Origin of the sequence: Streptomyces bungoensis (assembly GCF_001514215.1) — a bacterium.
In the GTDB taxonomy this organism is placed as follows: Bacteria; Actinomycetota; Actinomycetes; order Streptomycetales; family Streptomycetaceae; genus Streptomyces; species Streptomyces bungoensis.
In genome coordinates this window covers 139,427-163,901 of sequence record NZ_KQ948856.1, presented here as the reverse complement: position 1 = coordinate 163,901, position 24,475 = coordinate 139,427, and the positions used below count along the sequence as shown (strand labels likewise).

Below are 24,475 nucleotides of genomic sequence, written 5' to 3'. Positions count from 1 at the left end.
CCCCCTTGCTCTTTTTCGTTCCGGAGACACCGTGACGTCCGAATTCCCTGCCCTGACCGGCACAGACACCAGTACCGAGACCGGCACCGGGGCCGGTGCGGACCCCGCTCCCGGCCCGCCGCCCGGCTGCCCCGCGCACGGTCTCGGCCCCGGCCGGCTGCGCCGGCTCTACGGCGCCGACGCGGAGGACCTCGGCGACCTCTACGAGCGCCTGCGCGAGGAGCACGGCGCCGTGGCGCCTGTCCTGCTCCACGACGACGTGCCGATGTGGGTGGTCCTCGGCCACGCCGAGAACCTCCACCTGGTGCGCAGCCCCTCCCAGTACACCCGCGACAGCCGGATCTGGAGCCCGCTGCGGGAGGGCATGGTCAAGCCCGACCATCCCCTCATGCCGCACATCGCCTGGCAGCCCATCTGCTCCCACGCCGAGGGCGACGAGCACCAGCGGCTGCGCGCGGCGGTCACCGGCGCCATGTCGACCATCAACCACCGCAGCATGCGCCGCCACATCGGCCGCCACACCCAGGAACTGGTCAACGCCTTCTGCGAGCGCGGCCGGGCCGACCTGGTCTCCCAGTTCGCCGAGCACCTGCCGATGGCCGTCATCTGCGAGATCCTCGGCATGCCCGAGGAGTACAACGACCGGATGGTGCAGGCCGCCCGCGACGCGCTCAAGGGCACCGAGACCGCCATCCAGAGCCACGCCTACGTCATGGACGCGCTCAGCCGGCTCACCACCCGGCGCCGCAACCGGCCCGAGGACGACGTCACCAGTCACCTCATCGGCCACCCGGCGGGCCTGACCGACGACGAGGTCCGCGAACACCTGCGCCTCGTCCTCTTCGCCGCCTACGAGGCCACCGCCAACCTCCTCGCCAACGCGCTGCGCATGGTCCTCACCGAGCCGGGCTTCCGGGCCCGGCTCAACGGCGGGCAGATGACCGTGCCGGAGGCCATCGAGCAGTCCCTGTGGGACGAGCCGCCGTTCAGCACCGTCTTCGGCTACTTCGCCAAGCAGGACACCGAGCTGGGCGGGCAGCGCATCCGCAAGGGCGACGGGCTGCTGTTCGCGCCCGCCCCGGGCAACATCGACCCGCGCATCCGCCCGGACCTGTCCGCCGGCATGCAGGGCAACCGCTCCCACCTCGCCTTCGGCGGCGGACCGCACGAGTGCCCCGGCCAGGACATCGGCCGCGCCATCGCCGACGTCGGCGTGGACGCGCTGCTGACCCGGCTGCCGGACGTCCAGCTGGAGTGCGCCGAGGAGGAGCTGACCTGGCGCGCGTCGATCGCCTCGCGGCACCTGGTGTCGCTGCCGGTGCGGTTCGAACCCAAGCCCCAGCAGGACGCCGGACGGCCGCCCAGCCCCTCACCGATCCCGCCCCAGCGCTCCGGCTGGCAGGTCGGCGCCCTGCGCACCGACCCGGCCCCCGTCCCCGAGCCCCGGCAGGTGCCGCTGCCCCCCGCCCTCGCCACCGAACCGGAGCGGCCGGCGGCCCCGGAGCCCGCGCGCCGCGAGAGCGCGTGGCGGCGCCTGCTGCGCTGGTGGCTGGGGGAGTGAGCCCGGCGTGAGCCGGACGGGAGACCCTAGGGCGCGCCGCCTGCCCACCCGGCCGGATCGGTCCAGGCCCGCAGGGTCCGGCCGCTGACGAGCGCGTGCTCGACCCCCGTGACCGGGTCGGTGAACTCCAGCCTGCGCGCCAGCAGTTGCAGTGGACGGCGGAAGTCACCGGCCGGTACGGGGGCGGCGACCTCGGGGTAGAGCGGGTCGCCGAGGATGGGCACGCCGAGGGCGTTCAGGTGCACGCGCAGCTGGTGCGTCTGGCCGGTCCCGGGCAGCAGCCGGTAGCGCCCGAGGCCGTCGCGCTCCCGGTGCTCGGCGAGCTCCACCTGGGTCACCGCGTTCGGCTCGCCCTCGACCTCCCGGGCGGCCAGTACCCCGCGCTCCTTCACGATGCGGCTGCGCACGGTGCGGGGCAGGTCGAGCGAGGGATCGTAGGGCGCTACGGCCTCGTACTCCTTGCGCACCCGGCGGTCCCGGAACAGCGTCTGGTACGCGCCCCGCTCCTCGGGCCGCACCGTGAACAGCACCAGACCCGCGGTGAGCCGGTCCAGCCGGTGCGCGGCGGTCAGGGCCGGGATGCCCAGGTCGCGCCGCAGCCGGGCCAGTGCGGTCTCGGCGACGTGCGCGCCGCGCGGGGTGGTGGCGAGGAAGTGCGGCTTGTCCGCCACGACGATGTGCGCGTCGCGGTACACCACCTCCACGGGGAACGGCACCGGCTCCTCCGCGGGCAGCTCCCGGTGGAACCACACGGACATGCCCGGCCGGTACGGCGCGTCCGGCGCCACCGCCCGCCCGTCGGCGCCGACGACCAGCCCCGCCCGGAACATCGCCTCGACCGCCCCCTGCGGGGCCCCGGACAGCCGCTCCACGAGATGCTCCCGCACGGTCGCCCACTCCCCGCCGGACGGCAGTCGCACGCGCACCGCGTCGACTCCGTCCCGTTGCGGGAGCGGGGCGGGCGGGGCGGGGGTACGGCGTCTCATCGCGCACCAGGGTACGGCGCCCGCCCACCGCCCGGCGGCCGCGGGACGCCGTCCGCCGGCTCAGGCGGCCGCCGCGCCACCGCCCTCCTGCTCGGCCTCGATACGGGCGTTCCACTCCCGCTTGGAGGCCTGCCAGCCGTCCTCGTTGTGCCCGAGGCGCCAGTAGCCGGAGATCGACAGGTCCTCGCGCGGGATCCGCAGGTCGACCCGGAGCAGCCGGCGCAGCTCCTTCACGAAGGACGCCTCGCCGTGCACGAACGCCTGCAGCCGGCCCTCCGGGAACTCGAGCGCGCGCACGGCCTCCAGCAGGGCCTCGCCCACCGGCCGCTCCCCGCGGTGCAGCCAGACGACTTCGACGTCGGAGTCGATCTTCTGCTCCTCCTCGGGACCCGCCACCTCCACGAAGGCGTGGGCCCGGGCGCCGGCGGGCAGCGCCTCCAGGGCGCGGGCGATCGCGGGCAGCGCGCTCTCGTCACCGGCGAGCAGGTGCCAGTCGGCCTCAGGATCGGGCGCGTACGCACCGCCGGGGCCCATGAAGTGGACGCTCTCCCCGGGCCGCACCCGCGTGGCCCACGGGCCGGCCAGGCCCTCGTCGCCGTGCAGGACGAAGTCCAGGGTCAGCTCCCGCTGCCGGGGATCCCAGGCGCGCACCGTGTACGTCCGGGTGACCGGCCACTGCTCCCGCGGGAACTCGGCGCGGATCCGCTCCAGGTCGAAGGGGGCCGGGTAGGTCACGCCCGCGGGGCCGAACAGCAGCTTCACATAGTGGTCGGTGCAGCTGTCCGCCGTGAAGTCGGCGAGGCCGGCGCCGCCGAGCACCACCCGCTGCACGTGCGGGGTCAGCCGCTCGGTGCGCACCACCCGGGCGGTGCGGGTCCTGCGCGGCTTTCGTTCCGGACGCTCTGCCATCACGGCCTCCTGCTGCATTGGTTAGGGTTGCCTAAGTTAGCATCTCCTCACCGGCCGCACCTCTCCCAGGAGAGGAATCACTGCGCGAGCGTCGTCAGCAGCCGCTGCAGAGAGCCGCCCAGCCCCCAGCGTGCCGCCAGCTCCTCAAGCCCCGCCGGATCGCGCGGGGTGCGCGGCAGCGCGGTGTCGACCTCCGGCAGCGGCACGTCGCCGGCCACCCGCACCACCTTCGGCGCGACCTCGACGTACGGCCGGGCCTCGGTGAGCCGCTTGCGCTGCGACGGCGTGAGCTTCGACGCCGGGTCGCCGGCCGCCGCCATGATCCCGGCCAGGTCGCCGAAGTCGGCGAGCAGCCTGGCGGCGGTCTTCTCGCCGATCCCGGCCACGCCCGGCAGTCCGTCGCTCGGATCGCCGCGCAGCAGCGCCAGATCCGCGTACCCCCGCCCGTCGACCCCATACTTCTCGCGCAGCACCGCCTCGTCGGTCAGCTGCAGCGTGCCGACGCCCTTCAGCGGGTACAGCACCCGGATGCCGCGCCGGTCGTCGACGAGCTGGTACAGGTCGCGGTCGCCGGTGACGATGTCGACCGGGCCGTCCGCGCGCGCGGCGAACGTGCCGATCACGTCGTCCGCCTCGTACCCCTCGACCCCGACCCGGGCGATGCCGACCGCGTCCAGCACCGCCTCGATGACCGGCACCTGCGGGGTGAGTGTGTCGGGCACCTGCTCCTCGTCCGGCGCGCCCTCGTGCTCCTCGGCGACCCGGTGCGCCTTGTACGTCGGGATCAGGTCGACCCGCCACTGGGGGCGCCAGTCGGCGTCCATGCAGGCCACCAGCCGCTCCGGCCGGTGGTCCCGCACCAGCCGGTCGATGAAGTCCAGCAGCCCGCGCACGGCGTTCACCGGCGTGCCGTCCGGCGCCCGCACGGAGTCGGGCACGCCGAAGTAGGCACGGAAATACAGGGATGCGGTGTCGAGCAGCATGAGTCGTCCGGTCACGTTCGCATCATGCCGTACGGCACCGACAGTGCCCGGTGCGCTCCACGACGCGTCACGTCCTGTGCATCCGCCCCGCATCGACTCCTGACTGCCCGCCACCCACGCCGAGTACGGGAAGAAGTACGGCAAGCGGCTCTACGGCCTCGGCAAGCGGTACGGAGCCACCTCGCTGAAGCTGACCGTCCCCTCCTATGCCAAGGACGTGAATTCCCTGGCGGACCTGAAGGACCACCCCTGCGAGTTCGGCGGGAAGATCGGTTCCCCGCCAGGGCGGCAGAAGCCGGGCGGCCGGGTGACCTGACCGGCGTTCGCGCCCACCGCACGCCCTTGCCCACGGAAAGGATCCGGCCAACCACGCAGCGCTCTCGGCGCGGGGCCGGCGGGAACACGGACGGCCGTATCCGCCTTGAACGTGGTAAGACCCGTCCTGCACGGCGAGCCGCCGCACTGGCTCGAACCGTGGGGGTGCGGGCCCGCCGGCGTGTCAGGGATGTGACAGGCGCGTGAAACGGTTTGCCGAACATGCGTAGGGTGCAGAGAACTCATCAGAGGTGTGTCCGGCGGTGGGCACCCGGTCCGTGGCACGACGAGTGAAGGAGGGAGCCGGAGCGATGGGCGACCACAAAGAGCAGCAGCCCGTGCGGGTGGGCGCGGCCGTCCGGCGGCGTCGCCGCGCGCTGGAGCTCACCCTCGCCGTGGTGGCCGAGCGCAGCGGCCTGTCGGTGCCCTTCCTCAGCCAGGTGGAGAACGACAAGGCGCGCCCGAGCAGCGGCTCCCTGGAGAAGCTGGCCGACGCCCTGCGCACCACGGCCGTGGAACTCCTCGCCGCCGCCGACCCGGCGTGCAGCGTGGACGTCGTGCGCGCCGAGCCCGCCGCCGAGGGCGACTTCGTCCCGCGCACCCGCTCCCTGGTCCGCGGCCACCACCAGCTGCACGCCTCCGAGTTCACCGGCGACCACGACGCGGGCCGGGAGTACCAGCACCGCAACGACGAGCTGATGTACGTGGCCGACGGGGCCGTCGAGATCGAGGCCGAGGGCCGCGCCTACCGCCTCGGCCGCGGCGACACCCTGTACCTGACCGGCGGGGTCCGCCACCGCTGGCGGGCCACGGTCCCGGACACCCGGGTGGTCGTCGTGGCGGTCGCCGAGCACATCGAGGCGGTCCAGGACCGGTCGCGTTAGTGCGGGTCGTCTCCCTGGTCCCGTCCCTGACGGAGGCCGTCGCCGCCACACTGCCCGGCGCCCTCGTGGGGGCCACCGACTGGTGCAGCCGGCCGCCCGGCCTGGACGTCACCCGCATCGGCGGCACCAAGAACCCCGACCGGGACCGCATCCTCGCGCTCGCCCCCGACCTGGTGATCGCCAACGAGGAGGAGAACCGCGCTTCCGACCTGGACGCCCTGCGCGCGGCCGGCCTGCCGGTGCTGGTCACCGAGGTGCGGACGGTCCCGCAGGCCTTCCGGGAGCTGGACCGGGTGCTGACCGCGTGCGGCGCGCCGGTCCGGCCCCCCTGGCTGGCCGAGGCGGAGGCCGTCTGGGCCGCGCTCCCGCCGCCCGCCGCGCGCCGCACGGCGGTCGTGCCGGTGTGGCGCCGCCCCTGGATGGTCCTGGGCCGGGACACCTTCGCGGGCGACGTCCTGGCCCGCCTGGGCGTGCACCACCTGTACGCCGGGCACCCCGACCGCTACCCCCGCGTCCCGCTGGAGGAGCTGCGGGCGGCGGGCCCGGACCTCGTGGTCCTGCCCGACGAGCCCTACCGGTTCACCCCCGACGACGGCCCCGAGGCCTTCCCCGGGCTGCCCTGCGCCCTGGTCAGCGGACGGCACCTGACCTGGTACGGCCCGTCGCTGACCGAGGCGCCCCGGGTACTGGCCGCGGCCCTGCGCGCAGCCCACCGCTGAGCCGGCCGCGCGGTACATCGCACCCAACGGGACATAAGCTGGTCTTATGAGTGGGAGTGGGAGCGAGGAGTACGCGACGGACGCCGGCCGGCCCGGCGGCTCGCTGGCGCACCGGGTGCCCGACCTCGGCGCGCTGGAACTGCTGCTGGCCGTGGCCCGGCTGGGCAGCCTCGGCGCGGCGGCACGCGAGGTCGGCATCACCCAGCCCGCCGCCAGCAGCCGCATCCGCTCGATGGAGCGGCAGCTGGGCGTGGCCCTGGTCGACCGCTCGCCGCGCGGCTCCCGGCTCACCGACGCGGGCGCCCTGGTGACCGACTGGGCCCGCCGGGTGGTGGAGGCGGCGGCCGCCTTCGACGCCGGTGCCCGGGCCCTGCGGGACCGCCGCGACTCACGGCTGCGGGTCGCTGCGAGCATGACCATCGCCGAGTACCTGCTCCCGGGCTGGCTCCTCGCCCTGCACGCCGAGCGCCCCGACACCGCCGTGTCCCTGCTCGCGGGCAACTCCGCGAAGGTCGCCGAACTCCTGCTGGACGGTGAGGCGGACCTGGGCTTCGTGGAGGGGCTCACCGTCCCGGCGGGCCTGGACTCGACGGTGATCGCCCGGGACCGCCTGATCGTCGTCACGGCTCCGGGACACCCCTGGGCGCGCCGCCGGCGCCCGCTGACCCCGCGGGAGCTGGCGGCCACCCCGCTCATCCTCCGGGAACGCGGCTCCGGCACCCGCCAGGTGCTCGACACCGCGTTGGGCGGCCTCGCCCGCCCGCTGATCGAGCTCTCCTCGACGACGGCGGTGAAGGCGTCGGCGGTCAGCGGCGCCGGCCCCTCGGTCCTGAGCGAGCTGGCGGTGGGGGAGGAGCTGGCCATGCGGCGCCTGGTGAGCATCCCGGTGGACGGCGTGTCCCTGCGCCGCGACCTGCGCGCGGTATGGCCCACGGGCCACCGCCCCACGGGACCGGCCCGGGAACTGCTGTCCCTGACGCGCGGGTAGCACGGCATCGGGGACCGGGGGGTACGGCCTCCTTCAGGAGGCCGCCGCCACCAGCGCCCGCATCACCCGCAGGTCCTCGCCCATCTCCGGGTGCCACTGGACCCCCAGCGCCCAGCCGTCGCCCGGTGGGAGTTCGAGCGCCTCCACCGTGCCGTCCGCCGCGTGGGCCGAGGCCACCAGGCCCGCCCCGAGCCGCTCGACCGCCTGGTGGTGGTACGTCGGCACCAGCACCTCCTCCGGGACGATCCCGCCGAACACCGTCCCCGGCACCGGCTTCACCGGGTGCCCGCCGAACACCCCGACCACCTCCGCGTGCCCCTCCAGATGCTGGACGAGGGTGCCCCCGAGCGCCACGTTCAGCAGCTGCATGCCCCGGCAGATCCCCAGCAGCGGCACCCCCGCCGACAGCGCCGCCCCGATCAGGGCCAGCTCCCAGGCGTCCCGCTCGTGTGCCGGCGGCCCGGTGCGCGGCGAGCGCTCGGCGCCGTAGCGCGCCGGGTCGACGTCCGGTCCGCCCGCGATCACCAGGCCGTCCAGCCGCCCCACCACCCGGGCCGCGTGCCCGGGGTCGTCCGGCGGCAGCATGGCGGCCAGTCCGCCGGCCCCCTGCACGAGCCGCGGGTACGCCGAGGGCAGCAGGGCCGCCTCCAGCGTCCACACACCCCAGCGGGCCTGCGTCTCCAGGTACGTACTCACACCGATCAGCGGCCGCACAGGACTCACCCCGCCCTCCCGGTAAACCAAAGGTTCACTTTCCCACCTTTGCGGAGCGTCACGCCAGGAATCCCCGCAGCAGCGCCGCCGTGCCCGCGCAGTGCTCCCGCATCATCTCCCGCGCGCCGTCCGCGTCCCCCTCCAGCACCGCCTCCACCAGCGCGGTGTGCTGCCGCTGGGAGTGCTCCAGATTGCGCACCAGCAGCGGGATGCGGTCCAGCAGGTCGTTGACGGTCGCCCGGACCGCCGCGTACTGCGCGGTCAGCGACGGAGACCCGCACAGCTCGGCCAGCGTCAGGTGCAGCAGCGTGTCCAGCCGCCGGTAGTCCGCGAGCGGGGCGTCACGGGTCCGCTCGAGCGCCCGCCCCAGCCGATCGGCCCGCTCGCCGGTCAGCCCGTGCGCCGCGCACAGCCCCGCCGCCCCGACCTCCAGCACCTCGCGGAAGCGCAGCACGTCCTCGAGGTCCACCTCGGCGATCCGCCGGCGCAGCTCGTCCGCGCCGCCCGCCTCCGCGCGCGGCCGTACGAACGTCCCGCCGTACCGGCCGCGCCGCGACTCCACCAGGCCCTGCTCGTGCAGCACCTTCAGCACCTCGCGCAGCGTCACCCGGCTGATCCCGAGCCGCTCCGCCAGCTCCCGCTCGGCGGGCAGCCGTTCGCCGGCCGGCACCAGGCCCAGGCGGACGACCTGGAGGATCTGCTCCAGCGCCTCCTCGAAGCCGTTGCCCGCCCGGACCGGCCGCAGCACCGGGGCGAGCCGGTCCGCCGGCGTCTCCGCGCTCCCGCCACCCGACATGCGGCCGCGCCCCCTTCCCAATCAAAGGTCCTCGGCAATACCTTATGGCTCCCGGCCCCGCCGCCGAACGCGCAGAAGCCAAGGAGGCTGTCCCGTGGCAGACCGCACACCCCCGCTGAGCGCGGAGGAACTGCACGCCCTCGTCGCCGGCGGCGAGATCGACACGGTCGTCCTGGCCTTTCCCGACATGCAGGGGCGCCTCCAGGGCAAGCGGTTCGCCGCCCGCTTCTTCCTCGACGAGGTCCTGGAGCACGGCACCGAGGGCTGCAACTACCTCCTCGCCGTCGACACCGAGATGAACACCGTCGACGGCTACGCCATGTCCTCCTGGGACCGCGGCTACGGCGACTTCGCGATGCACCCCGACCTCGCCACCCTGCGCCGCATCCCCTGGCACCCCGGCACCGCCCTGCTCCTCGCCGACCTCGCCTGGAACGACGGCTCGCCGGTCGCCGCCGCCCCGCGCCAGATCCTGCGCCGCCAGCTCGACCGCCTCGCCGGCCACGGGTACACCGCCCGGGTCGGCACGGAACTCGAGTTCATCGTCTTCAAGGACAGCTACGAGCAGGCCTGGGACGCCGACTACCGCGGCCTGACCCCCGCCAACCAGTACAACATCGACTACTCCGTCCTCGGCACCGGCCGCATCGAGCCCCTGCTGCGCCGCCTGCGCAACGACATGGCGGGCGCCGGCCTCACCGTCGAGTCCGCCAAGGGCGAGTGCAACCCCGGCCAGCACGAGATCGTCTTCCGCTACGACGAGGCCCTCGTCACCTGCGACCAGCACGCGCTGTACAAGACCGGTGCCAAGGAGATCGCCGCCCAGGAGGGCGTCTCGATCACCTTCATGGCCAAGTACGACGAGCGCGAGGGCAACTCCTGCCACATCCACCTCTCGCTCGCCGACGCCGACGGCGCGAACGTCATGGCCGGACCCGACGGAATGTCCGACGTGATGCGGCACTTCCTCGCCGGGCAGCTCGCCGCCCTGCGCGACTTCTCCCTCCTCTACGCCCCCAACATCAACTCCTACAAGCGCTTCCAGCGCGGCTCCTTCGCCCCCACCGCCGTCGCCTGGGGCCACGACAACCGCACCTGCGCCCTCCGCGTCGTCGGCCACGGCCGCTCCCTGCGCTTCGAGAACCGGCTCCCCGGCGGCGACGTCAACCCCTACCTCGCCGTCGCCGGACTCGTCGCGGCGGGCCTGCACGGCATCGAGCAGCGGCTGGAACTCCCCGAGCCCTGCCCCGGCAACGCCTACACCGCGGACTTCGCGCGCGTCCCCACCACCCTGCGGGAGGCCGCCGAGCTCTGGGAGAACAGCCCCCTGGCCAAGGCCGCCTTCGGGGACGAGGTCGTGGCCCACTACCGCAACATGGCGCGCGTCGAACTCGAGGCCTTCGACGCCGCGGTCACCGACTGGGAACTGCGCCGCTCCTTCGAACGCCTGTGAAAGGTCACCACGTGTCCGACCCGCACGAGCTGACGGTCCTCAACCCCGCCACCGAGGAGGTCGTCGCCACCGTCCCCGCCGCCACCGCCGAGGACGTCGCCGCCGCCGTCGCCCGGGCCGTACGCGCCCAGCGAACCTGGGCCCTCCTGCCGCCCGCGGACCGCGCCCGCCTGCTGCGCCGCTTCGCCGACACCGTCGACACCCACGTCGAGGAACTGGCCCGGCTGGAGGTCCGCGAGGCCGGGCACACCGTCGGCAACGCCCGATGGGAGGCCGGCAACGCCCGCGACCTGCTGCTCTACGCGGCCGGCGGCGCCGAACGCCTGCTCGGCCGGCAGATCCCCGCCCCCGGCGGCTGGAACGTCACCTTCCACGAACCGCTCGGCGTCGTCGGCGTGATCGCCCCCTGGAACTTCCCCATGCCGATCGCCGCCTGGGGCTCCTTCCCGGCCCTCGCGGCCGGCAACGCGGTCGTCCTCAAGCCCGCCGAGACCACCCCGCTCACCGCCCTGCGCCTCGCCGAACTCGCCCTGGAGGCGGGCCTGCCCGAGCACGTGTTCCAGGTCGTCCCCGGCTACGGCCGCACCGCCGGCCGGGCCCTCGCCGACCACCCCGACATCGCCAAGATCGTCTTCACCGGCTCCACCCGCACCGGCCGCGAGGTCATGGAGCGCTGCGCGCGACTCGTCAAGCCGGTCACCCTCGAACTCGGCGGCAAGAGCCCCAACGTCGTCTTCGCCGACGCCGACCTGCGGGCAGCCCTCGACCCCTTCTCCTTCCTGGACAACTCCGGCCAGGACTGCTGCGCCCGCACCCGGATCCTGGTCGAGGACACCGTGCTGGAGGAGGCCCGCGCCGTCCTCGCCGACGGGCTGGCCGCCGTGGTGGTCGGCGACCCGGCCGACGACAAGACGCAGATGGGGCCGCTGATCTCCCGCCGGCAACTGGACCGCGTACGGTCCTACGTCCCCGAGGGCGCCCCGGCCCTGCGCGGCAGCGCACCCGAGGGCCCCGGATTCTGGTTCCCGCCGACCGTGCTGACGGGGGAGCGCCCGGACAGCCCGGCGGCCCGCGAGGAGATCTTCGGCCCCGTCGCCGTCCTCCTGCCCTTCACCGGCGAACAGGACGCGATCCGCCTCGCCAACGACACCCCCTACGGCCTCTCGGGCTCCGTCTGGACCCGGGACGTGGGCCGCGCCCTGCGCGTCTCCCAGGCCGTGCGCGCGGGCAACCTGTCCGTCAACTCCCATTCCAGCGTCCGCTACTGGACCCCGTTCGGCGGCTTCAAGCAGTCCGGCCTCGGCCGCGAACTCGGCCCCGACGCCCTGACCGCCTTCACCGAGACCAAGAACGTCTTCATCAGCACGGAGGGCCCCGCACTGTGACCGAAGAGATCGTGTGCCGCCGACTGGCCGGCCGTACCGCCGTCGTCACCGGAGCCGGCAGCGGCATCGGGCTGGCCGCCGCCCGCCGCCTCGCCTCCGAGGGCGCCCACGTCGTCTGCGGCGACGTCGACGAGACCCGCGGCAAGGCCGCCGCCGAGGAGACCGGCGGGCTCTTCGTGAAGGTCGACGTCACCGACCCCGAGCAGGTCGAGGCGCTGTTCAAGGCGGCGTACGACACCTACGGCAGCGTCGACGTCGCCTTCAACAACGCCGGCATCTCCCCGCCCGACGACGACTCCATCCTGGAGACCGGCCTCGAGGCCTGGAAGCGCGTCCAGGAGGTCAACCTGACCTCCGTCTACCTGTGCTGCAAGGCCGCCCTGCCCTACATGCGCCGCCAGGGCCGGGGCTCCATCATCAACACCGCGTCGTTCGTGGCGAGGATGGGCGCGGCCACGTCCCAGATCTCGTACACCGCCTCCAAGGGCGGCGTGCTCGCCATGTCCCGCGAACTCGGCGTGCAGTTCGCCCGGGAGGGCATCCGGGTCAACGCCCTGTGCCCGGGGCCGGTCAACACCCCGCTGCTGCGGGAGCTGTTCGCCAAGGACCCCGAGCGCGCCGCCCGCCGCCTCGTCCACATCCCGGTCGGCCGTTTCGCCGAGGCCGAGGAGATCGCCGCCGCCGTCGCCTTCCTGGCCAGCGACGACTCCTCCTTCGTCAACGCCACCGACTTCCTGGTGGACGGCGGCATCTCGGGGGCCTACGTCACGCCGCTGTAGGGCGGACGGTCACCGCGGGCCGGTCACAGGAACGTGCGCCCCTCACCCCGGTAGGTGGGCGCGGTCGCGGTGACCGCGTCCCCCTCGACCAGGTGCAGCGTGTCGAACCGCTCGCACAGCTCGCCCGCCTTGGCGTGCCGGAACCACACCTTGTCCCCGATGAGCAGGTCGTCCGCGGGCGAGCCGAGCAGCGGGGTCTGCACCTCGCCCGGCCCCTCCTGCGGGTCGTACGCCAGCCCCTCGGGCAGGTACGGCACCGGCAGCCGGTCGGGGCCGGGGGCACCCGACGCGGGGTAGCCGCCGCCGAGCACGGTGACCACGCCCACGCCGGGCCGCCGGACGACGGGCTGGGCGAACAGGGCGGCCGGACGGCCCGTGAACGAGGTGTAGTTGTCGAAGAGGCGCGGCACGTACAGCCCCGAGCCGGCCGCGATCTCCGTGACCGCGTCCTCGGCGGCGGTGTGCTGCACGCTGCCGGTGCCGCCGCCGTTGACGAACTCCAGGTCCGGCGCCACGGCCCGCACCGCCCGCACCACCGCGGCGCGCCGCTCGGCCAGCTCCCGCCGGGCGGCCGCCTGCATCAGCCGGATCGCCCGCGAGCGCAGCGGGCGCCCGGCCAGCGCGTCCCCGACCCCGGCGATGTGCCCCTCGTACGCCATGATCCCCACCAGCCGGAAACCCGGCCGCCGGGCCACGGCCCGTGCCAGCTCGGCCAGTTGGGCGGGGGAGTACAGCGGCGAGCGCCGCGCGCCCACCCGGACGCGGCCGCCCAGCAGCTTCAGCGAGGTGTCCAACTCCAGGCAGACACGCACCACTTCACGTCCGCCGTCGCGGGCCGCGTCGATCAGGTCGAGCTGGGCCACGTCGTCGATCATGACGGTGACGGCGCCCGCGAGTTTGGGGTCGGCGGCCAGTTCGGCGAAACCGGAGCGGTCGGCGGACGGGTAGGCCAGCAGGACGTCGTCGAATCCCGAGCGCGCGAGCCACAGCGACTCGGCGAGGGTGAACGACATGATGCCCCGGAAACCGTCCCTGGCCAGGACGCGTTCCAGCAGGGCGCGGCAGCGCACGGACTTGCTGGCGACCCGGACCGGCTTCCCGCCGGCCCGCCGGACGAGGTCGTCCGCGTTGGCGTCGAAGGCATCCAGGTCCACGATCGCGAGAGGGGCGTCGAGATGGGCGGTGGCCCGGTCGTAACGGGCCCGGTCGGCGGCGCGCGCAGTCATGACGGAAGCCTGCCAGACCGGATTACCGCAGGGTAGGGGGACGATACGGGCAGATGCCCCGGCCTGCCGGACTGGTTCTCGTCCGGTCCCGGACAAGCCGTAGAGTGACGCGCACGCACGGCTGTACGGACCGGTCGCGGCACCTGAACCGGGATGCCTGTTCGGCCGTACGGGTATGCGTGCCCGGAGGGAGCTTCGCACGAGCTCCGCACCGGGCGCGGCCGAGGAGCACGACGGCCCGCGTACGAGGAAACGGCCCGGGCACGAGGAAACGGGGGGTGCATGAGCACGGAAGCGCGCCGCGCCCCCGTCCCTCCACACCCGGCCTCCACGCCCCCCGGCGCACCGGCGCGCGAACGGGCGGACCAGGACGCGCAGGGCTCCGCGGCGCTTCGCGGCGCGAGGCCCGGCCCGGCCGGGCCGGTCGGCTCCGCCGGCCGCCGCGACCGGGAGCGACCCGCGGACGTGGATCTCGACGACGAGCCCTCGGTGTTCACGCCCCGCGCCCCGCGCGACGCGACCTCCGGCGCGGCACGGCCCCGGGCCGGGCACCGGCCCCCCGCCGTACCCGAGTCCGCCGCCCCGATGAGCCCCCCGCCGCCCCCCGCCTCGGCCCGCTTCCCCGACACCCCACCGACCGCCGGCCGCCCCGGTCCGTCCTCGCCCACCAACGCCTCACAGGCCGCCGACCGCACTGGTCCGGCCGCGGTGGTGCCGCCGCGCCCCGGGCACCGTCCGGCCGCTCCGGCGGAGTCCTCGACGGGCACCCCCCGCCCGGCCTCCCAGCCGCCGTCTCCCGGGTCCGGCGCCGCCGCGTCACCGGCCGTTGACCGCCCGGGTCCGGGCGCGGTCGTGCCCCCGCGCCCGGCGCACCGTCCGGACCCACCGGCGGAGTCCCCGACGGGCGCCCCCCGCCCGGTTTCCCAGTCACCGACTCCGGGGTCCGGCGCCGCCGCGTCACCGGCCGTTGACCGCCCGGGTTCGGGCGCGGTCGTGCCCCCGCGCCCGGCGCACCGTCCGGACCCACCGGCGGAGTCCCCGACGGGCGCCCCCCGCCCGGTTTCCCAGTCACCGACTCCGGGGTCCGGCGCCGACGCCTCGCCGGCCGTTGACCGCCCGGGTTTGGGCGCGGTCGTGCCCCCGCGCCCGGCGCACCGTCCGGACCCACCGGCGGAGTCCCCGACGGGCGCCCCCCGCCCGGCCTCTCAGTCACCGTCTCCAGGGTCCGGTGCCGCAGCTTCACCGGCCGCCGGCCGTCCCGGTCCGGGCGCGGTCGCGCCACCGCGTCCGCCGCAGCGTCCGGATGCCCCGTCCCGGCCTTCGGCCGTCCCCGGGCAGTCCCCGGCGGAGACGACGGCCCGCCTCCGCCCGCCCACTGCGGCGTCCGGAGCCGGAGCCCCGGTGGAGGGGCTGTCGGAGACGACGGCCCGGCTGCGGCCGATCCGTTCGGGTGTGGGGCCGGGCCCGGAGCCCGGCCGCGCGGACTCCTCACCCGGGCCCGACCCCCGGCGGCAGGCTGCCGCCGGCTCCCCGGCGCGCACCGCGTGGAGCCCGAGCGACCCCGCCCACCCGGTGAGTCCCGTACCCGCCGCACCCGATCCGGCACTGTCCTGGAGCGCGAGCGCGAGCGCGAGCGCGTCCGCTCGGCCCGCCGGGGCGTTCGGGGAGCCGGGACCGGGGCGCCGGCCCGGGTTGCGCGTGGGGCCCCGCACCGCTGCCGCGGCCGCCTGCCTGGTGCTCGGCATCGGGCTCATCGGCGGTGCCGCGACCGGGAGTTGGCTCACCGGCGACAGCGGGAGCGGCGTCACCGCGACGGGGTTCGGCGCGGCCGGCACCCTGTGGCACAGCGTGCCCGTGGACCAGCTGTTCCCGCCCACCGTCCGGGGCACCGGCGCCGGCCCCGGCGGAGCCGACCGCACCTGGACGAGGATCGCCGTCGCCCCCGACACCGGCTGCGCCGACGCCTTCGACCCGCTGCTGCGCAAGGCCCTCGCCCCCGTCGGCTGCCGGCGGCTGCTGCGCGCCACCTACACCGACGCCACCCAGAGCTACGTCACCACCGTCGGCCTGCTGTTCACCAAAGGCGACGCCGCCGCCATGTCCGCCCTCGCCGCCCGCTTCCGCGACGAGCACCTGGAGCGCCGCACCGACCTGATGCCCCGGCCGTACGCCGCCAAGGGCACGGCCGCCGCCGGCTTCGGCGACAAGCAGCGCGCCACCTGGACCATCGGCGTCCTCACCGACGCCCCCGTCGTCGCCTTCGCCGTCTCCGGCTGGGCCGACGGCCGCGTCGTCGACTCGCCCCAGCCCGCCGCGGACGCCACCAGTTCCGGTGCCACCTCGGCACCCGCCCAGGCCGGCCTCGGCAACGAGGCACAGGGCCTGGCCGACCGCGTCGAACGGCGGCTGCGCCAGACCGTCCACTCGGCCACGGAGAGTCCCTCGTGAAGCGATCGTCGCCGTGGGGCCGCCGCCGCGCCGGCGTCGGCGGCTCCGCCGTGGGCCTGCTGCTGACCGGATCCCTCGTCCTGGGCCCGGCCGCGACCGCCCACGCCGACGGCATACGCGCCCAGCAGTGGGGACTGTCCGCCCTCCACCTCGACGAGGCCTGGCGCACCACCAAGGGCCGGGGCGTCACCGTCGCCGTCCTGGACACCGGAGTCGAGGACGACCACCCGGACCTGGCCGGGAACGTCCTGGCCGGCAAGGACATGATCGGCTTCGGCGCCCGGCAGGGCGACCGCACCTGGGCCCGGCACGGCACCGCCATGGCCGGCATCATCGCCGGGCACGGCCACGGCCCGGACCACGCCGACGGCGTCATGGGGGTCGCGCCCGAGGCGAAGATCCTGCCCGTCCGCGTGATCCTCGAGGACGGCGACCCCGCCCGCGGCAAGGCCCGCACGACCCGCGGGGGCGCCCTCGCCGACGGCATCCGCTGGGCCGCCGACCACGGCGCCGACGTCATCAACCTCTCCCTCGGCGACGACTCCAGCTCCGCGCACCCGGAGGCCGGCGAGGACGAGGCCGTCCAGTACGCGCTGAAGAAGGGCGTGGTCGTCGTCGCCTCCGCCGGCAACGGCGGCGACAAGGGCGACCACGTCTCCTATCCGGCCGCCTACCCGGGCGTCATCGCCGCCACCGCCGTCGACAAGTACGGCACCCGCGGCTCCTTCTCCACCCGCCGCTGGTACGCCGCGGTCAGCGCCCCCGGCGTGGACGTCGTCATCGCCGATCCCGACCACAGGTACTACGAGGGCTGGGGCACCTCGGCCGCCTCCGCCTTCGTCTCCGGGGCGGCCGCCCTCGTCAAGGCGGCCCACCCCGCCCTGACGCCGGCCCAGATCAAGAGGCTCCTGGAGGACACCGCCAGGAACGCCCCGGTGGGCGGCCGCGACGACTCCCGGGGCTTCGGCATGGTCGACCCGGCCGCCGCGCTCAGGGCGGCCGACCGCCTGGAGCCGAAGAGCCTGCGCCCGGCGTCGTACGGCCGTAAGTACTTCGGCTCGGGCCCGGACCCGGCCGAGGCCACCGGCAGCGCCACGGACTGGGCGGGCCCCCTGGCCGGCGGCGCCGGCGGGGTGCTGCTGGTCGCGGCGGTGGTCCTGTGGAGGGGCCGCAGGGCGCCACGGTGACCTGATCACGAACAGATCGCCGGGACACGGCTACGACGCGGAGGCGAACCCCGCCACGGCCGCCCGGGCGGCCGCCTCGACCAGCGCGATGCCCCGCGCCAGATCGGCCGTCCCCTCGGAGAGCACCGCCACCAGGTAGTCCGTGCCGTCCACCGTCACTCGCCCGATGCTGTTGACGTCCCACAGACCGGTCGTGCTCCGGGGCAGCCACCCGTTCTTCAACGCGCACGCGCACGTCGACCCGGTGGCCGCCGCCGGCACCCCCCACCGCTGGTCGGCCTCCACCCCCTCCATCAGCCCCCGGACGTAACTCCGCGAGGCCGCGCCCAGCAGCGAGCCCTCCCCGAACACCTGCCGCAGCAGGACCAGTTGGTCCGCGGCCGTGGTCTGCGTCAGGCCCCACAGCTCGCCGTCGCCGCCCGAGGTCGACGTCAGCCCGAACCGCCGGTTCGCGGCGTCCAGCCCGTCCGCCCGCCCGATGGCGTGCCACAGGGCCGTGGCGGAGGCGTTGTCGCTGTTCTCGATCATCTTCGTGGCGTACGCCCGCTCCGCCGCCGTCAGGTGACGCCCCGCGTCCTGCGCCTGGAGCAGCAGCGCGGCGAGGATGTCCACCTTGACGATGCTCGCCGTGTCGAACGCGTCGTCGCCGTGGACGGCGCGGTCGCCGGAGTCCAGGTCCAGCACCGCGACCGAGATCCGGGCCCCCGAGGGCACGGTCACCCGTGCCATCGCCTCGGCCAGCAGCGCGTCGCGGTGCGCCGCCGGAGGCGACGACCGGGTCACGGGTTCCACCGATGCCTCCTCACCCGCCGCGGCCGGGGAGGAGGCCGACGGCGCCGCCGCCGACGATACGGCCCCGCCGCCCCCGGGGTGGTGTGCCCGCGTGTGCACGTAGACCGTGCCGCCCGCCGTGACCCCGCCGACCGCGACGACGGCCAGGGCGGCGGCGAGAAGCGGGCGGCGGCGCGGACGGCGGGCACGGCGGCGGCCGGTGCGGCGGCCGGATCCGGAGGGCTCCATGCCCGCGATGCTTCAGGCGGGGACTGTGCGCTCCCCGGGACGGACCTGGGAGCCGGGTCAGGGTCCGCCGGGATTCCTGTGCGCCGGGTGGGCGGGCGTGCTGCGCACCGGGTGGGGACGGCCCGGGAGAAGCCCGGCGGATCGCCCGCTATAGGGTCGGTGACCGTGGCGATGAAGAACATTCCCGACCCCGGTTTCTCCGACGACGACGGCTCCGCCGACCCCCGGCTGAGCGCCGCGCTCGCCGCCTGGGCCGAGGACCGCGGCGCCGTGGAACCCGTCCTGGAGGCGCTGAAGGGCGCCCGGCTGCTGGTGCCCGTCGTCGCCGTCCTCGGCGAGGTCGAGGAGGACGAGAACGGCCTGCGCCGCGAGAAGACCAGCGACATGGCCGTACCCACGCTGAAGGCCGGCGGCCGCACCGCGCTGCCCGCCTTCACCTCCACCGGCTCCCTCGCCCGCTGGGACCCGCAGGCCCGCCCGGTCGCCGTACCCCTGCACCAGGCCCTGCAGGCCGCCGCCCACGAGAAGGCGGACACCGTCGTGCTGGACCTGGCCGGACCGGTGCCCTTCGAACTGACCGGCCCTGCGCTGCTCGCGCTCGCCGAGGGCCGCACCAGCACCGACCCGCTTGCCGACCCGGCCGTAGTCGACGCCGTCCGGACGGCGGTGGCGGCGGAGCCCTCCGTGCTGCGCGCCCACCTCGGGCCCGGCCGGGCCGTCGGCACCCTCGCCCTCGTCCTCGACCCGGCCGCCGCGCCCGCGGAGGCCGCCCGCGCGGTCGCCGAGCGCCTCGCGGCCGACGAAACGCTGAGGGCGCGCCTGACACGCGGCCTCGACCTGGCACTGCTGCCGGCCGGGGCCACCCCTCCGGGAGAGCCCCTGTACGTCAGGGGATGAGACCCGTCGAACAGACGGCCGTGCCTGTTACCGAGGGCCTTGAGCCGCTCGAATGAGTACAAGGCGGCCGGAAAGCCGCAAGAGCCGTCAATGGCACATACAAGGGAGAGTCACAGATATATCTGCGCCCTGTAACGCACGTCTTGTTCGCGGTCCCGTGCCGCCGTGGCGGGCCACAGTGTGGGGCCTCGGCACACGAGCCGGGAAACTCGGATGGCACGCCCGGCCCCGCCCAGGGCCGGTGTGCACGAACGTGAGGTGACAGATCGATGTCTGTTTCTCGTACGACGGTCCGCCTGATCGCCGCATTCGTGGCTTCGGGCGCACTCGTCGGCGCGGCCGCCCTGCCCGCGCTCGCCGCGGGCTCCGGCCACGACCGCGACGGCGGGAGGGCCTACTCGCACAGCCGCGGGAGCGACCGTGACCGCGACGGCCGCTTCGGCGACCACGACCGGGACCGGGACCGGGGCTGGCACCGTGACCACGACCGGGACCGCGGCTGGCACCGCTGGGACCACGACCGCGACCGGGACCGCGGCTGGCACCGCTGGGACCACGACCGCGACCGGGACCGCGGCTGGCACCGTGGCTGGGACCGGCGCTGGGACGGGGACCGTGACCGTGACCGCGGCTGGCACCACCGCCGCTGAGCCGTCTCACCGGTCGGCACGCTGTACGAAGCCGGAGGGCCGGAGACCGCGAGGAGCGGTCTCCGGCCCTCCGGGCGCGTCCGGCGCCTAGCCGTAGATCGGGCCGGTGTACTTCTCGCCCGGTCCCTGGCCCGGCTCGTCCGGCACGAGCGAGGCCTCGCGGAAGGCCAGCTGCAGCGACTTCAGGCCGTCGCGCAGCGGGGCCGCGTGGAAGGAGCTGACCTCGGTCGCGCTCGCGTCCAGCAGGCCGGCGAGCGCGGAGATCAGCTTGCGGGCCTCGTCCAGGTCCTTGTACTTCTCGCCCTCCTCGCTCAGCCCGAGCTTCACGGCGGCGGCGCTCATCAGGTTGACGGCGACCGTCACGATCACCTCGACGGCGGGGACCTCGGCGATGTCCCGGGTCATCGCGTCGAAGTCGGGGGACTCAGGAGGGGTCTCACTCATGCCCCACACGATAAGCGGTGCCGGTCGCGCCTTTCACCGGGCGTTTGCGGGCCCGGCCCGATTCGCCGTTGTCAAGCGATCCTGCTAATCTGGTGGATGACCGGTCGGACCCAGCTGTGTCCGGCCCACAAGTGGAGGCTCCGATTCTCCCACCTGACCGTCCCCCGGGACGGCGGGTCACCCGGTCAGGCGGCCGCCATCGTTCCGTACGGACGATGGAGTCGCCCGAAAGCGCGCCCCGCGGCATCGCGGCGGTGCTCCGGTAGTCGTTGGAGCCCCGCCTGTGATCGTCCGGGGCATTTTTGTTGCTTCGGCGCGGTTAGGTCTAACGAAAAAGACGTACGCGGCCGTCCGCCAGACCGCCGTGTGGTGCTACCGAGGAGGATCCATCAGCGCCGAGCCCCGCATCAACGACCGGATTCGCGTTCCCGAGGTGCGACTTGTCGGTCCCAGTGGCGAGCAGGTGGGCATCGTCCCCCTGGCCAAGGCACTGGAGCTTGCGCAGGAGTACGACCTGGACCTGGTCGAGGTCGCGGCGAACGCCCGTCCGCCCGTGTGCAAGCTCATGGACTACGGGAAGTTCAAGTACGAGTCGGCCATGAAGGCCCGTGAGGCGCGCAAGAACCAGGCGCACACGGTCATCAAGGAGATGAAGCTCCGGCCGAAGATCGACCCGCACGACTATGACACCAAGAAGGGTCACGTCGTCCGGTTCCTCAAGCAGGGCGACAAGGTCAAGATCACGATCATGTTCCGTGGTCGCGAGCAGTCCCGGCCCGAGCTGGGCTACCGGCTGCTGCAGCGGCTCGCGGAGGACGTCCAGGACCTCGGCTTCGTGGAGTCGAACCCGAAGCAGGACGGCCGCAACATGATCATGGTCCTCGGTCCGCACAAGAAGAAGACCGAGGCGATGGCCGAGGCCCGTCAGGCGCAGGAGGCCCGCAAGGCCGAGGCGAAGGCGAACCCCGGTAAGTCGCAGAACCCTGCCGAGGCTGAGGCGCCGTACGAGGAGCCTGCCGAGGCGTGATCCCGGGGGACCCGTCCCCAGGATGTAACCGATACAAGAGCGACGCTCCACCGTGCCCGGTTTTCGCGACCGGGCACCGGAGCGCCACTGACGAGGAGAGAACGGCGCTATGCCGAAGAACAAGTCGCACAGCGGTGCCAGCAAGCGCTTCAAGGTCACCGGCTCCGGCAAGGTGCTCCGTGAGCGCGCCGGCAAGCGCCACCTGCTCGAGCACAAGTCGTCCCGCGTGACGCGCCGCCTCACCGGCAACGCCGAGATGGCCCCGGGCGACGCCGCGAAGATCAAGAAGCTTCTCGGCAAGTGACGCCCGGCGCCGCCGAGCGCCGTACGTCTGGACCGGGACCCAATCGTTTCCGGGTCGTGTGAGCACCCCACGACCCCGCTACAAGGAGTTAACAAGTGGCACGCGTCAAGCGGGCAGTCAACGCCCACAAGAAGCGCCGGGCGATCCTCGAGCAGGCCTCCGGCTACCGCGGTCAGCGTTCGCGCCTGTACCGCAAGGCCAAGGAGCAGGTCACCCACTCGCTGGTCTACAACTACAACGACCGCAAGAAGCGCAAGGGCGACTTCCGTCAGCTGTGGATCCAGCGCATCAACGCCGCTGCCCGCGCCAACGGCATCACGTACAACCGCTTCATCCAGGGTCTGAAGGCCGCGAACATCGAGGTCGACCGCAAGATCCTGGCCGAGCTGGCCGTCAACGACGCCACCGCGTTCGCCGCGCTCGTCGAGGCCGCGCAGAAGGCGCTGCCGTCGGACGTCAACGCGCCGAAGGCCGCGTGACGCGACGCCGGCCCTAGGCCGACGTTCACTGGACCCGCAGGCTCATGGCTTGCGGGTCCTGCTGTTGCCGCAGACCAGGACCCGCCGCACGTCGCACTCCCCCCGAAGGTGACCCAGAGCATGCCCACCCCCGAGCTGATCTCCCCCCGGTCCGCCCGCGTGAGCGCGGCCCGGCGGCTCGCGAAGCGGAACTTCCGGGGCAAGGACCGGCTGTTCCTCGCGGAGGGGCCGCAGGCCGTCAGGGAGGCCGCCGGGCACCGCGTCGACGGCACCCCCACCCTCGTCGAACTGTTCGCCACCGTCGAGGCGGCGGAGCGGTACGCCGACATCGTCGGGGCGGCACGCGACGCCGGCGCCCGGGTGCACCTCGCCTCCGAGGACGTCATCGCCGACGTCTCCACCACCGTCACCCCGCAGGGCCTCGTCGGCGTCTGCCGGTTCCTGGACACCCCGTTCGCGGACGTCCTCGCCGCCCGGCCCCGGCTGGTCGCCGTGCTCGCCCACGTGCGGGACCCCGGCAACGCCGGGACCGTGCTGCGGTGCGCCGACGCCGCCGGAGCCGAGGCGGTCGTGCTGACCGACGCCTCCGTCGACCTGTACAACCCCAAGGCGGTCCGGGCCTCCGTCGGCTCCCTCTTCCACCTGCCCGTGGCCGTCGGCGTGCCCGTGGCGGACGCCGTGCGCGGGCTGAAGGACGCCGGCGTGCGGATCGTCGCCGCCGACGGCGCCGGTGACCGGGACCTGGACGAGGAACTGGACAAGGGCAGCATGGGCGGCCCCACCGCCTGGGTGTTCGGCAACGAGGCCTGGGGCCTGCCCGAGGAGACCCGCGCCCTCGCCGACGCCGTCGTCCGCGTCCCCCTCCACGGAAAGGCCGAGAGCCTGAACCTCGCGACGGCCGCCGCCGTATGTCTCTACGCGTCGGCCCGCGCACAGCGCGCCTCCGGAGGGTGCCGTTCCGTCACCGAGAGCTAGTAAGGTGACCAGCTCGGGGCCCTGCGCCGTCTGAGAGGTGGGGTACGGGGATGAGGGTGGCCGGCAGGAGCACTGCGCCGGAGGGGCGGCACGCGGAGCGCGCGCCGGTGCCCCGGCTCGCGGACCACACGGGCCTCGACGCCGACCAGCTGCCCGACGGACTGGTCGTCGCCGACGAGAGCGGCCGTGTCGTCCGCTTCAACGCCGCCGCCGAGCGCATCACCGCCGTCCGGGCCGCCGACGCCCTCGGGCAGCCGCTGGAGAAGGCGCTGCCGCTGGAGGACCTGGAGGGCCGGCGCTGGTGGCAGCTCACCGACCCCTACGGCGGGCTCGCGATCCGCACCCGGCAGCCCGAGCGCAACCTGCTGCTGCCCGGCGGCAGGGAGGTCCTCGTCTCCGCCCGGTTCGTGCGCGACGAACCCCTCGGCCCCGTCCGCAGCCTCGTCGTCGCCCTGCGCGACACCGAGGCCCGCCGCCGCACCGAGCGCAGCCACGCCGAGCTGATCGCCACCGTCGCCCACGAGCTGCGGTCCCCGCTGACCTCCGTCAAGGGCTTCACCGCCACCCTGCTGGCCAAGTGGGAACGCTTCACCGACGACCAGAAGCGGCTGATGCTGGAGACCGTCGACGCCGACGCCGACCGCGTCACCCGGCTCATCGCCGAGCTGCTCGACATCTCCCGCATCGACTCCGGCCGCCTGGAGCTGCGCCGGCAGCCCGTCGACATCGGCGCGGCCGTCGGCCGCCACATCCAGGCCTACGTCGCCGCCGGCCAGCGGGCCGACCGCTTCCTGCTGCGCCTCGAACAGCCGCTGCCCGCCCTGTGGGCCGACCCCGACAAGATCGACCAGGTGCTCAGCAACCTGCTGGAAAATGCCGTGCGCCACGGCGAGGGAACCGTCACCATTGACGTCACGCCCACCGCGTCCCCGCGCGAGGGCGAGGAAACCGGCACGTCGGTCACGGTGAGCGACGAGGGGCCAGGCATCCCGGAGGAGTCCATGAACCGCGTCTTCACCCGCTTCTGGCGGGGCAGCAAGCGCGGCGGCACCGGCCTCGGGCTCTACATCGTCAAGGGCATCGTCGAGGCCCACGGCGGCACCATCACGGTCGGCCGCGCCGCCGGCGGCGGCGCCGAGTTCCGATTTACGTTGCCCGTGGCGGCCCCCGCGTATCTCGCGTAGTGGCCCACGGGCGCATTCGCGTTCCTCCACCCCGTTAGACTCGGCCTTTGGCACCTTTGTGTCCTTCACGGTCCGCAGGAAGCCGCAGGGGGCCCACAGCGGGCCCGCCAGTGGGCCCGGAGTCGGTGACGGGACCGTCCGCCAGCCAATCGGAAGCACGGG

General features: G+C 74.5%; 24 protein-coding genes and 1 pseudogene. 17 read left to right on the top strand and 8 right to left on the bottom strand.

Annotated features, from left to right (window positions below; genetic code table 11):
* The first annotated feature begins 31 nt into the window (after positions 1 to 31).
* Positions 32 to 1,561, top strand: a complete 1,530-nt coding sequence (locus AQJ66_RS15260) for a cytochrome P450 (protein WP_425264279.1) — start codon at positions 32 to 34, stop codon at positions 1,559 to 1,561.
* Between the two features lie 26 nt (positions 1,562 to 1,587).
* Here the strand turns inward: AQJ66_RS15260 and AQJ66_RS15255 are convergent, their stop codons facing one another.
* The 3 genes from AQJ66_RS15255 to AQJ66_RS15245 all read right to left on the bottom strand — a co-directional run bounded on the left by AQJ66_RS15255 (position 1,588) and on the right by AQJ66_RS15245 (position 4,454).
* Complete coding sequence (locus AQJ66_RS15255; protein ID WP_061921196.1) at positions 1,588 to 2,547, bottom strand: RluA family pseudouridine synthase; 960 nt, start codon at positions 2,545 to 2,547, stop codon at positions 1,588 to 1,590.
* Between the two features lie 60 nt (positions 2,548 to 2,607).
* Complete coding sequence (locus AQJ66_RS15250; RefSeq protein WP_061921711.1) at positions 2,608 to 3,456, bottom strand: siderophore-interacting protein; 849 nt, start codon at positions 3,454 to 3,456, stop codon at positions 2,608 to 2,610.
* A gap of 77 nt (positions 3,457 to 3,533) precedes the next feature.
* Complete coding sequence (locus tag AQJ66_RS15245) at positions 3,534 to 4,454, bottom strand: 5'-3' exonuclease (RefSeq protein WP_061921191.1); 921 nt, start codon at positions 4,452 to 4,454, stop codon at positions 3,534 to 3,536.
* Between the two features lie 88 nt (positions 4,455 to 4,542).
* Here AQJ66_RS15245 and AQJ66_RS40050 point away from each other — a divergent pair.
* From AQJ66_RS40050 to AQJ66_RS15230, 4 genes and pseudogenes are all read left to right on the top strand, one after another.
* Positions 4,543 to 4,710: pseudogene (locus AQJ66_RS40050) on the top strand (glycine betaine ABC transporter substrate-binding protein); the annotation flags it as partial.
* A 355-nt stretch (positions 4,711 to 5,065) separates the two neighbouring features.
* A complete protein-coding gene (locus AQJ66_RS15240) occupies positions 5,066 to 5,638 on the top strand; it encodes a helix-turn-helix domain-containing protein (RefSeq protein WP_061921188.1) in 573 nt (190 codons plus the stop codon).
* On the top strand, positions 5,638 to 6,357 hold the full coding sequence (locus tag AQJ66_RS15235) for a helical backbone metal receptor (RefSeq protein ID WP_061921185.1): 720 nt from the start codon (positions 5,638 to 5,640) through the stop codon (positions 6,355 to 6,357). The genes AQJ66_RS15240 and AQJ66_RS15235 overlap by 1 nt, the downstream gene beginning before the upstream one ends.
* A 46-nt stretch (positions 6,358 to 6,403) precedes the next feature.
* On the top strand, positions 6,404 to 7,345 hold the full coding sequence (locus tag AQJ66_RS15230) for a LysR family transcriptional regulator (RefSeq protein ID WP_061921183.1): 942 nt from the start codon (positions 6,404 to 6,406) through the stop codon (positions 7,343 to 7,345).
* A gap of 33 nt (positions 7,346 to 7,378) precedes the next feature.
* Here the strand turns inward: AQJ66_RS15230 and AQJ66_RS15225 are convergent, their stop codons facing one another.
* On the bottom strand, positions 7,379 to 8,068 hold the full coding sequence (locus AQJ66_RS15225) for a gamma-glutamyl-gamma-aminobutyrate hydrolase family protein (protein WP_244162831.1): 690 nt from the start codon (positions 8,066 to 8,068) through the stop codon (positions 7,379 to 7,381).
* Between the two features lie 49 nt (positions 8,069 to 8,117).
* A complete protein-coding gene (locus AQJ66_RS15220) occupies positions 8,118 to 8,855 on the bottom strand; it encodes a FadR/GntR family transcriptional regulator (RefSeq protein ID WP_061921179.1) in 738 nt (245 codons plus the stop codon).
* A gap of 94 nt (positions 8,856 to 8,949) precedes the next feature.
* Here AQJ66_RS15220 and AQJ66_RS15215 point away from each other — a divergent pair, with 94 nt between their 5' ends.
* Genes AQJ66_RS15215 through AQJ66_RS15205 form a run of 3 tightly spaced genes read left to right on the top strand, consistent with a single transcriptional unit; the run spans position 8,950 to position 12,472 of the window.
* Positions 8,950 to 10,308 carry a glutamine synthetase family protein gene (locus tag AQJ66_RS15215; protein ID WP_061921176.1) on the top strand — a complete coding sequence of 453 codons (1,359 nt, stop codon included), beginning with the start codon at positions 8,950 to 8,952 and terminating at the stop codon, positions 10,306 to 10,308.
* Between the two features lie 11 nt (positions 10,309 to 10,319).
* The gene (locus tag AQJ66_RS15210) at positions 10,320 to 11,693 is read left to right on the top strand and encodes an aldehyde dehydrogenase family protein (protein WP_061921173.1); all 1,374 of its coding nucleotides are present in this window, start codon (positions 10,320 to 10,322) and stop codon (positions 11,691 to 11,693) included.
* A complete protein-coding gene (locus AQJ66_RS15205) occupies positions 11,690 to 12,472 on the top strand; it encodes a 3-oxoacyl-ACP reductase (protein ID WP_061921170.1) in 783 nt (260 codons plus the stop codon). The genes AQJ66_RS15210 and AQJ66_RS15205 overlap by 4 nt, the downstream gene beginning before the upstream one ends.
* A gap of 23 nt (positions 12,473 to 12,495) precedes the next feature.
* Here AQJ66_RS15205 and AQJ66_RS15200 read toward each other — a convergent pair whose 3' ends face one another.
* Positions 12,496 to 13,698, bottom strand: coding sequence for an amino acid deaminase/aldolase (locus tag AQJ66_RS15200; RefSeq protein WP_061921167.1), 1,203 nt, complete (start codon positions 13,696 to 13,698; stop codon positions 12,496 to 12,498).
* A 1,401-nt stretch (positions 13,699 to 15,099) separates the two neighbouring features.
* Between AQJ66_RS15200 and AQJ66_RS15195 the strand changes: the two genes are divergently transcribed.
* On the top strand, positions 15,100 to 16,146 hold the full coding sequence (locus AQJ66_RS15195; RefSeq protein ID WP_244162839.1) for a hypothetical protein: 1,047 nt from the start codon (positions 15,100 to 15,102) through the stop codon (positions 16,144 to 16,146).
* Positions 16,143 to 17,333, top strand: a complete 1,191-nt coding sequence (gene mycP / locus AQJ66_RS15190) for a type VII secretion-associated serine protease mycosin (protein ID WP_061921165.1) — start codon at positions 16,143 to 16,145, stop codon at positions 17,331 to 17,333. Before AQJ66_RS15195 ends, mycP begins: the two co-directional genes overlap by 4 nt.
* Positions 17,334 to 17,363: 30 nt before the next feature.
* On the opposite strand, the gene AQJ66_RS15185 is transcribed toward mycP, so the two are convergent.
* The gene (locus AQJ66_RS15185) at positions 17,364 to 18,353 is read right to left on the bottom strand and encodes a serine hydrolase (protein ID WP_061921161.1); all 990 of its coding nucleotides are present in this window, start codon (positions 18,351 to 18,353) and stop codon (positions 17,364 to 17,366) included.
* A 165-nt stretch (positions 18,354 to 18,518) separates the two neighbouring features.
* Between AQJ66_RS15185 and AQJ66_RS15180 the strand changes: the two genes are divergently transcribed.
* Positions 18,519 to 19,250: an SseB family protein gene (locus tag AQJ66_RS15180; protein ID WP_061921705.1), complete on the top strand. Its 732-nt coding sequence runs from the start codon at positions 18,519 to 18,521 to the stop codon at positions 19,248 to 19,250.
* Between the two features lie 269 nt (positions 19,251 to 19,519).
* On the top strand, positions 19,520 to 19,900 hold the full coding sequence (locus AQJ66_RS15175; RefSeq protein ID WP_159052571.1) for a hypothetical protein: 381 nt from the start codon (positions 19,520 to 19,522) through the stop codon (positions 19,898 to 19,900).
* 87 nt (positions 19,901 to 19,987) lie between these two features.
* Here AQJ66_RS15175 and AQJ66_RS15170 read toward each other — a convergent pair whose 3' ends face one another.
* Positions 19,988 to 20,344, bottom strand: a complete 357-nt coding sequence (locus AQJ66_RS15170) for a DUF1844 domain-containing protein (protein ID WP_061921155.1) — start codon at positions 20,342 to 20,344, stop codon at positions 19,988 to 19,990.
* A gap of 364 nt (positions 20,345 to 20,708) precedes the next feature.
* Here AQJ66_RS15170 and infC point away from each other — a divergent pair, with 364 nt between their 5' ends.
* The 5 genes from infC to AQJ66_RS15145 all read left to right on the top strand — a co-directional run bounded on the left by infC (position 20,709) and on the right by AQJ66_RS15145 (position 24,313).
* The gene (gene infC / locus AQJ66_RS15165) at positions 20,709 to 21,371 is read left to right on the top strand and encodes a translation initiation factor IF-3 (protein WP_079060232.1); all 663 of its coding nucleotides are present in this window, start codon (positions 20,709 to 20,711) and stop codon (positions 21,369 to 21,371) included.
* Positions 21,372 to 21,480: 109 nt separating this feature from the next.
* Positions 21,481 to 21,675 (top strand): 50S ribosomal protein L35, encoded by a 195-nt coding sequence (rpmI, locus tag AQJ66_RS15160; RefSeq protein WP_004933563.1) that lies wholly within the window; start codon positions 21,481 to 21,483, stop codon positions 21,673 to 21,675.
* Positions 21,676 to 21,770: 95 nt separating this feature from the next.
* A complete protein-coding gene (rplT, locus tag AQJ66_RS15155; protein WP_061921151.1) occupies positions 21,771 to 22,154 on the top strand; it encodes a 50S ribosomal protein L20 in 384 nt (127 codons plus the stop codon).
* 120 nt (positions 22,155 to 22,274) lie between these two features.
* Positions 22,275 to 23,129, top strand: a complete 855-nt coding sequence (locus AQJ66_RS15150; RefSeq protein ID WP_061921149.1) for a TrmH family RNA methyltransferase — start codon at positions 22,275 to 22,277, stop codon at positions 23,127 to 23,129.
* A gap of 50 nt (positions 23,130 to 23,179) precedes the next feature.
* Positions 23,180 to 24,313 (top strand): sensor histidine kinase, encoded by a 1,134-nt coding sequence (locus AQJ66_RS15145; RefSeq protein ID WP_061921147.1) that lies wholly within the window; start codon positions 23,180 to 23,182, stop codon positions 24,311 to 24,313.
* The last annotated feature ends 162 nt before the right edge of the window (positions 24,314 to 24,475 follow it).

Excerpts from the sequence above, each read along its gene's own strand:
- AQJ66_RS15185 (WP_061921161.1), bottom strand. The coding sequence starts at position 18,353 with ATGGAGCCCTCCGGATCCGGCCGCCGCACCGGCCGCCGCCGTGCCCGC.
- AQJ66_RS15230 (WP_061921183.1), top strand. The coding sequence starts at position 6,404 with ATGAGTGGGAGTGGGAGCGAGGAGTACGCGACGGACGCCGGCCGGCCC.
- AQJ66_RS15145 (WP_061921147.1), top strand. The coding sequence starts at position 23,180 with ATGAGGGTGGCCGGCAGGAGCACTGCGCCGGAGGGGCGGCACGCGGAG.
- rpmI (WP_004933563.1), top strand. The coding sequence starts at position 21,481 with ATGCCGAAGAACAAGTCGCACAGCGGTGCCAGCAAGCGCTTCAAGGTC.
- AQJ66_RS15175 (WP_159052571.1), top strand. The coding sequence starts at position 19,520 with ATGTCTGTTTCTCGTACGACGGTCCGCCTGATCGCCGCATTCGTGGCT.
- AQJ66_RS15170 (WP_061921155.1), bottom strand. The coding sequence starts at position 20,344 with ATGAGTGAGACCCCTCCTGAGTCCCCCGACTTCGACGCGATGACCCGG.
- AQJ66_RS15150 (WP_061921149.1), top strand. The coding sequence starts at position 22,275 with ATGCCCACCCCCGAGCTGATCTCCCCCCGGTCCGCCCGCGTGAGCGCG.
- AQJ66_RS15240 (WP_061921188.1), top strand. The coding sequence starts at position 5,066 with ATGGGCGACCACAAAGAGCAGCAGCCCGTGCGGGTGGGCGCGGCCGTC.
- AQJ66_RS15220 (WP_061921179.1), bottom strand. The coding sequence starts at position 8,855 with ATGTCGGGTGGCGGGAGCGCGGAGACGCCGGCGGACCGGCTCGCCCCG.
- AQJ66_RS15255 (WP_061921196.1), bottom strand. The coding sequence starts at position 2,547 with ATGAGACGCCGTACCCCCGCCCCGCCCGCCCCGCTCCCGCAACGGGAC.
- AQJ66_RS15200 (WP_061921167.1), bottom strand. The coding sequence starts at position 13,698 with ATGACTGCGCGCGCCGCCGACCGGGCCCGTTACGACCGGGCCACCGCC.
- AQJ66_RS15250 (WP_061921711.1), bottom strand. The coding sequence starts at position 3,456 with ATGGCAGAGCGTCCGGAACGAAAGCCGCGCAGGACCCGCACCGCCCGG.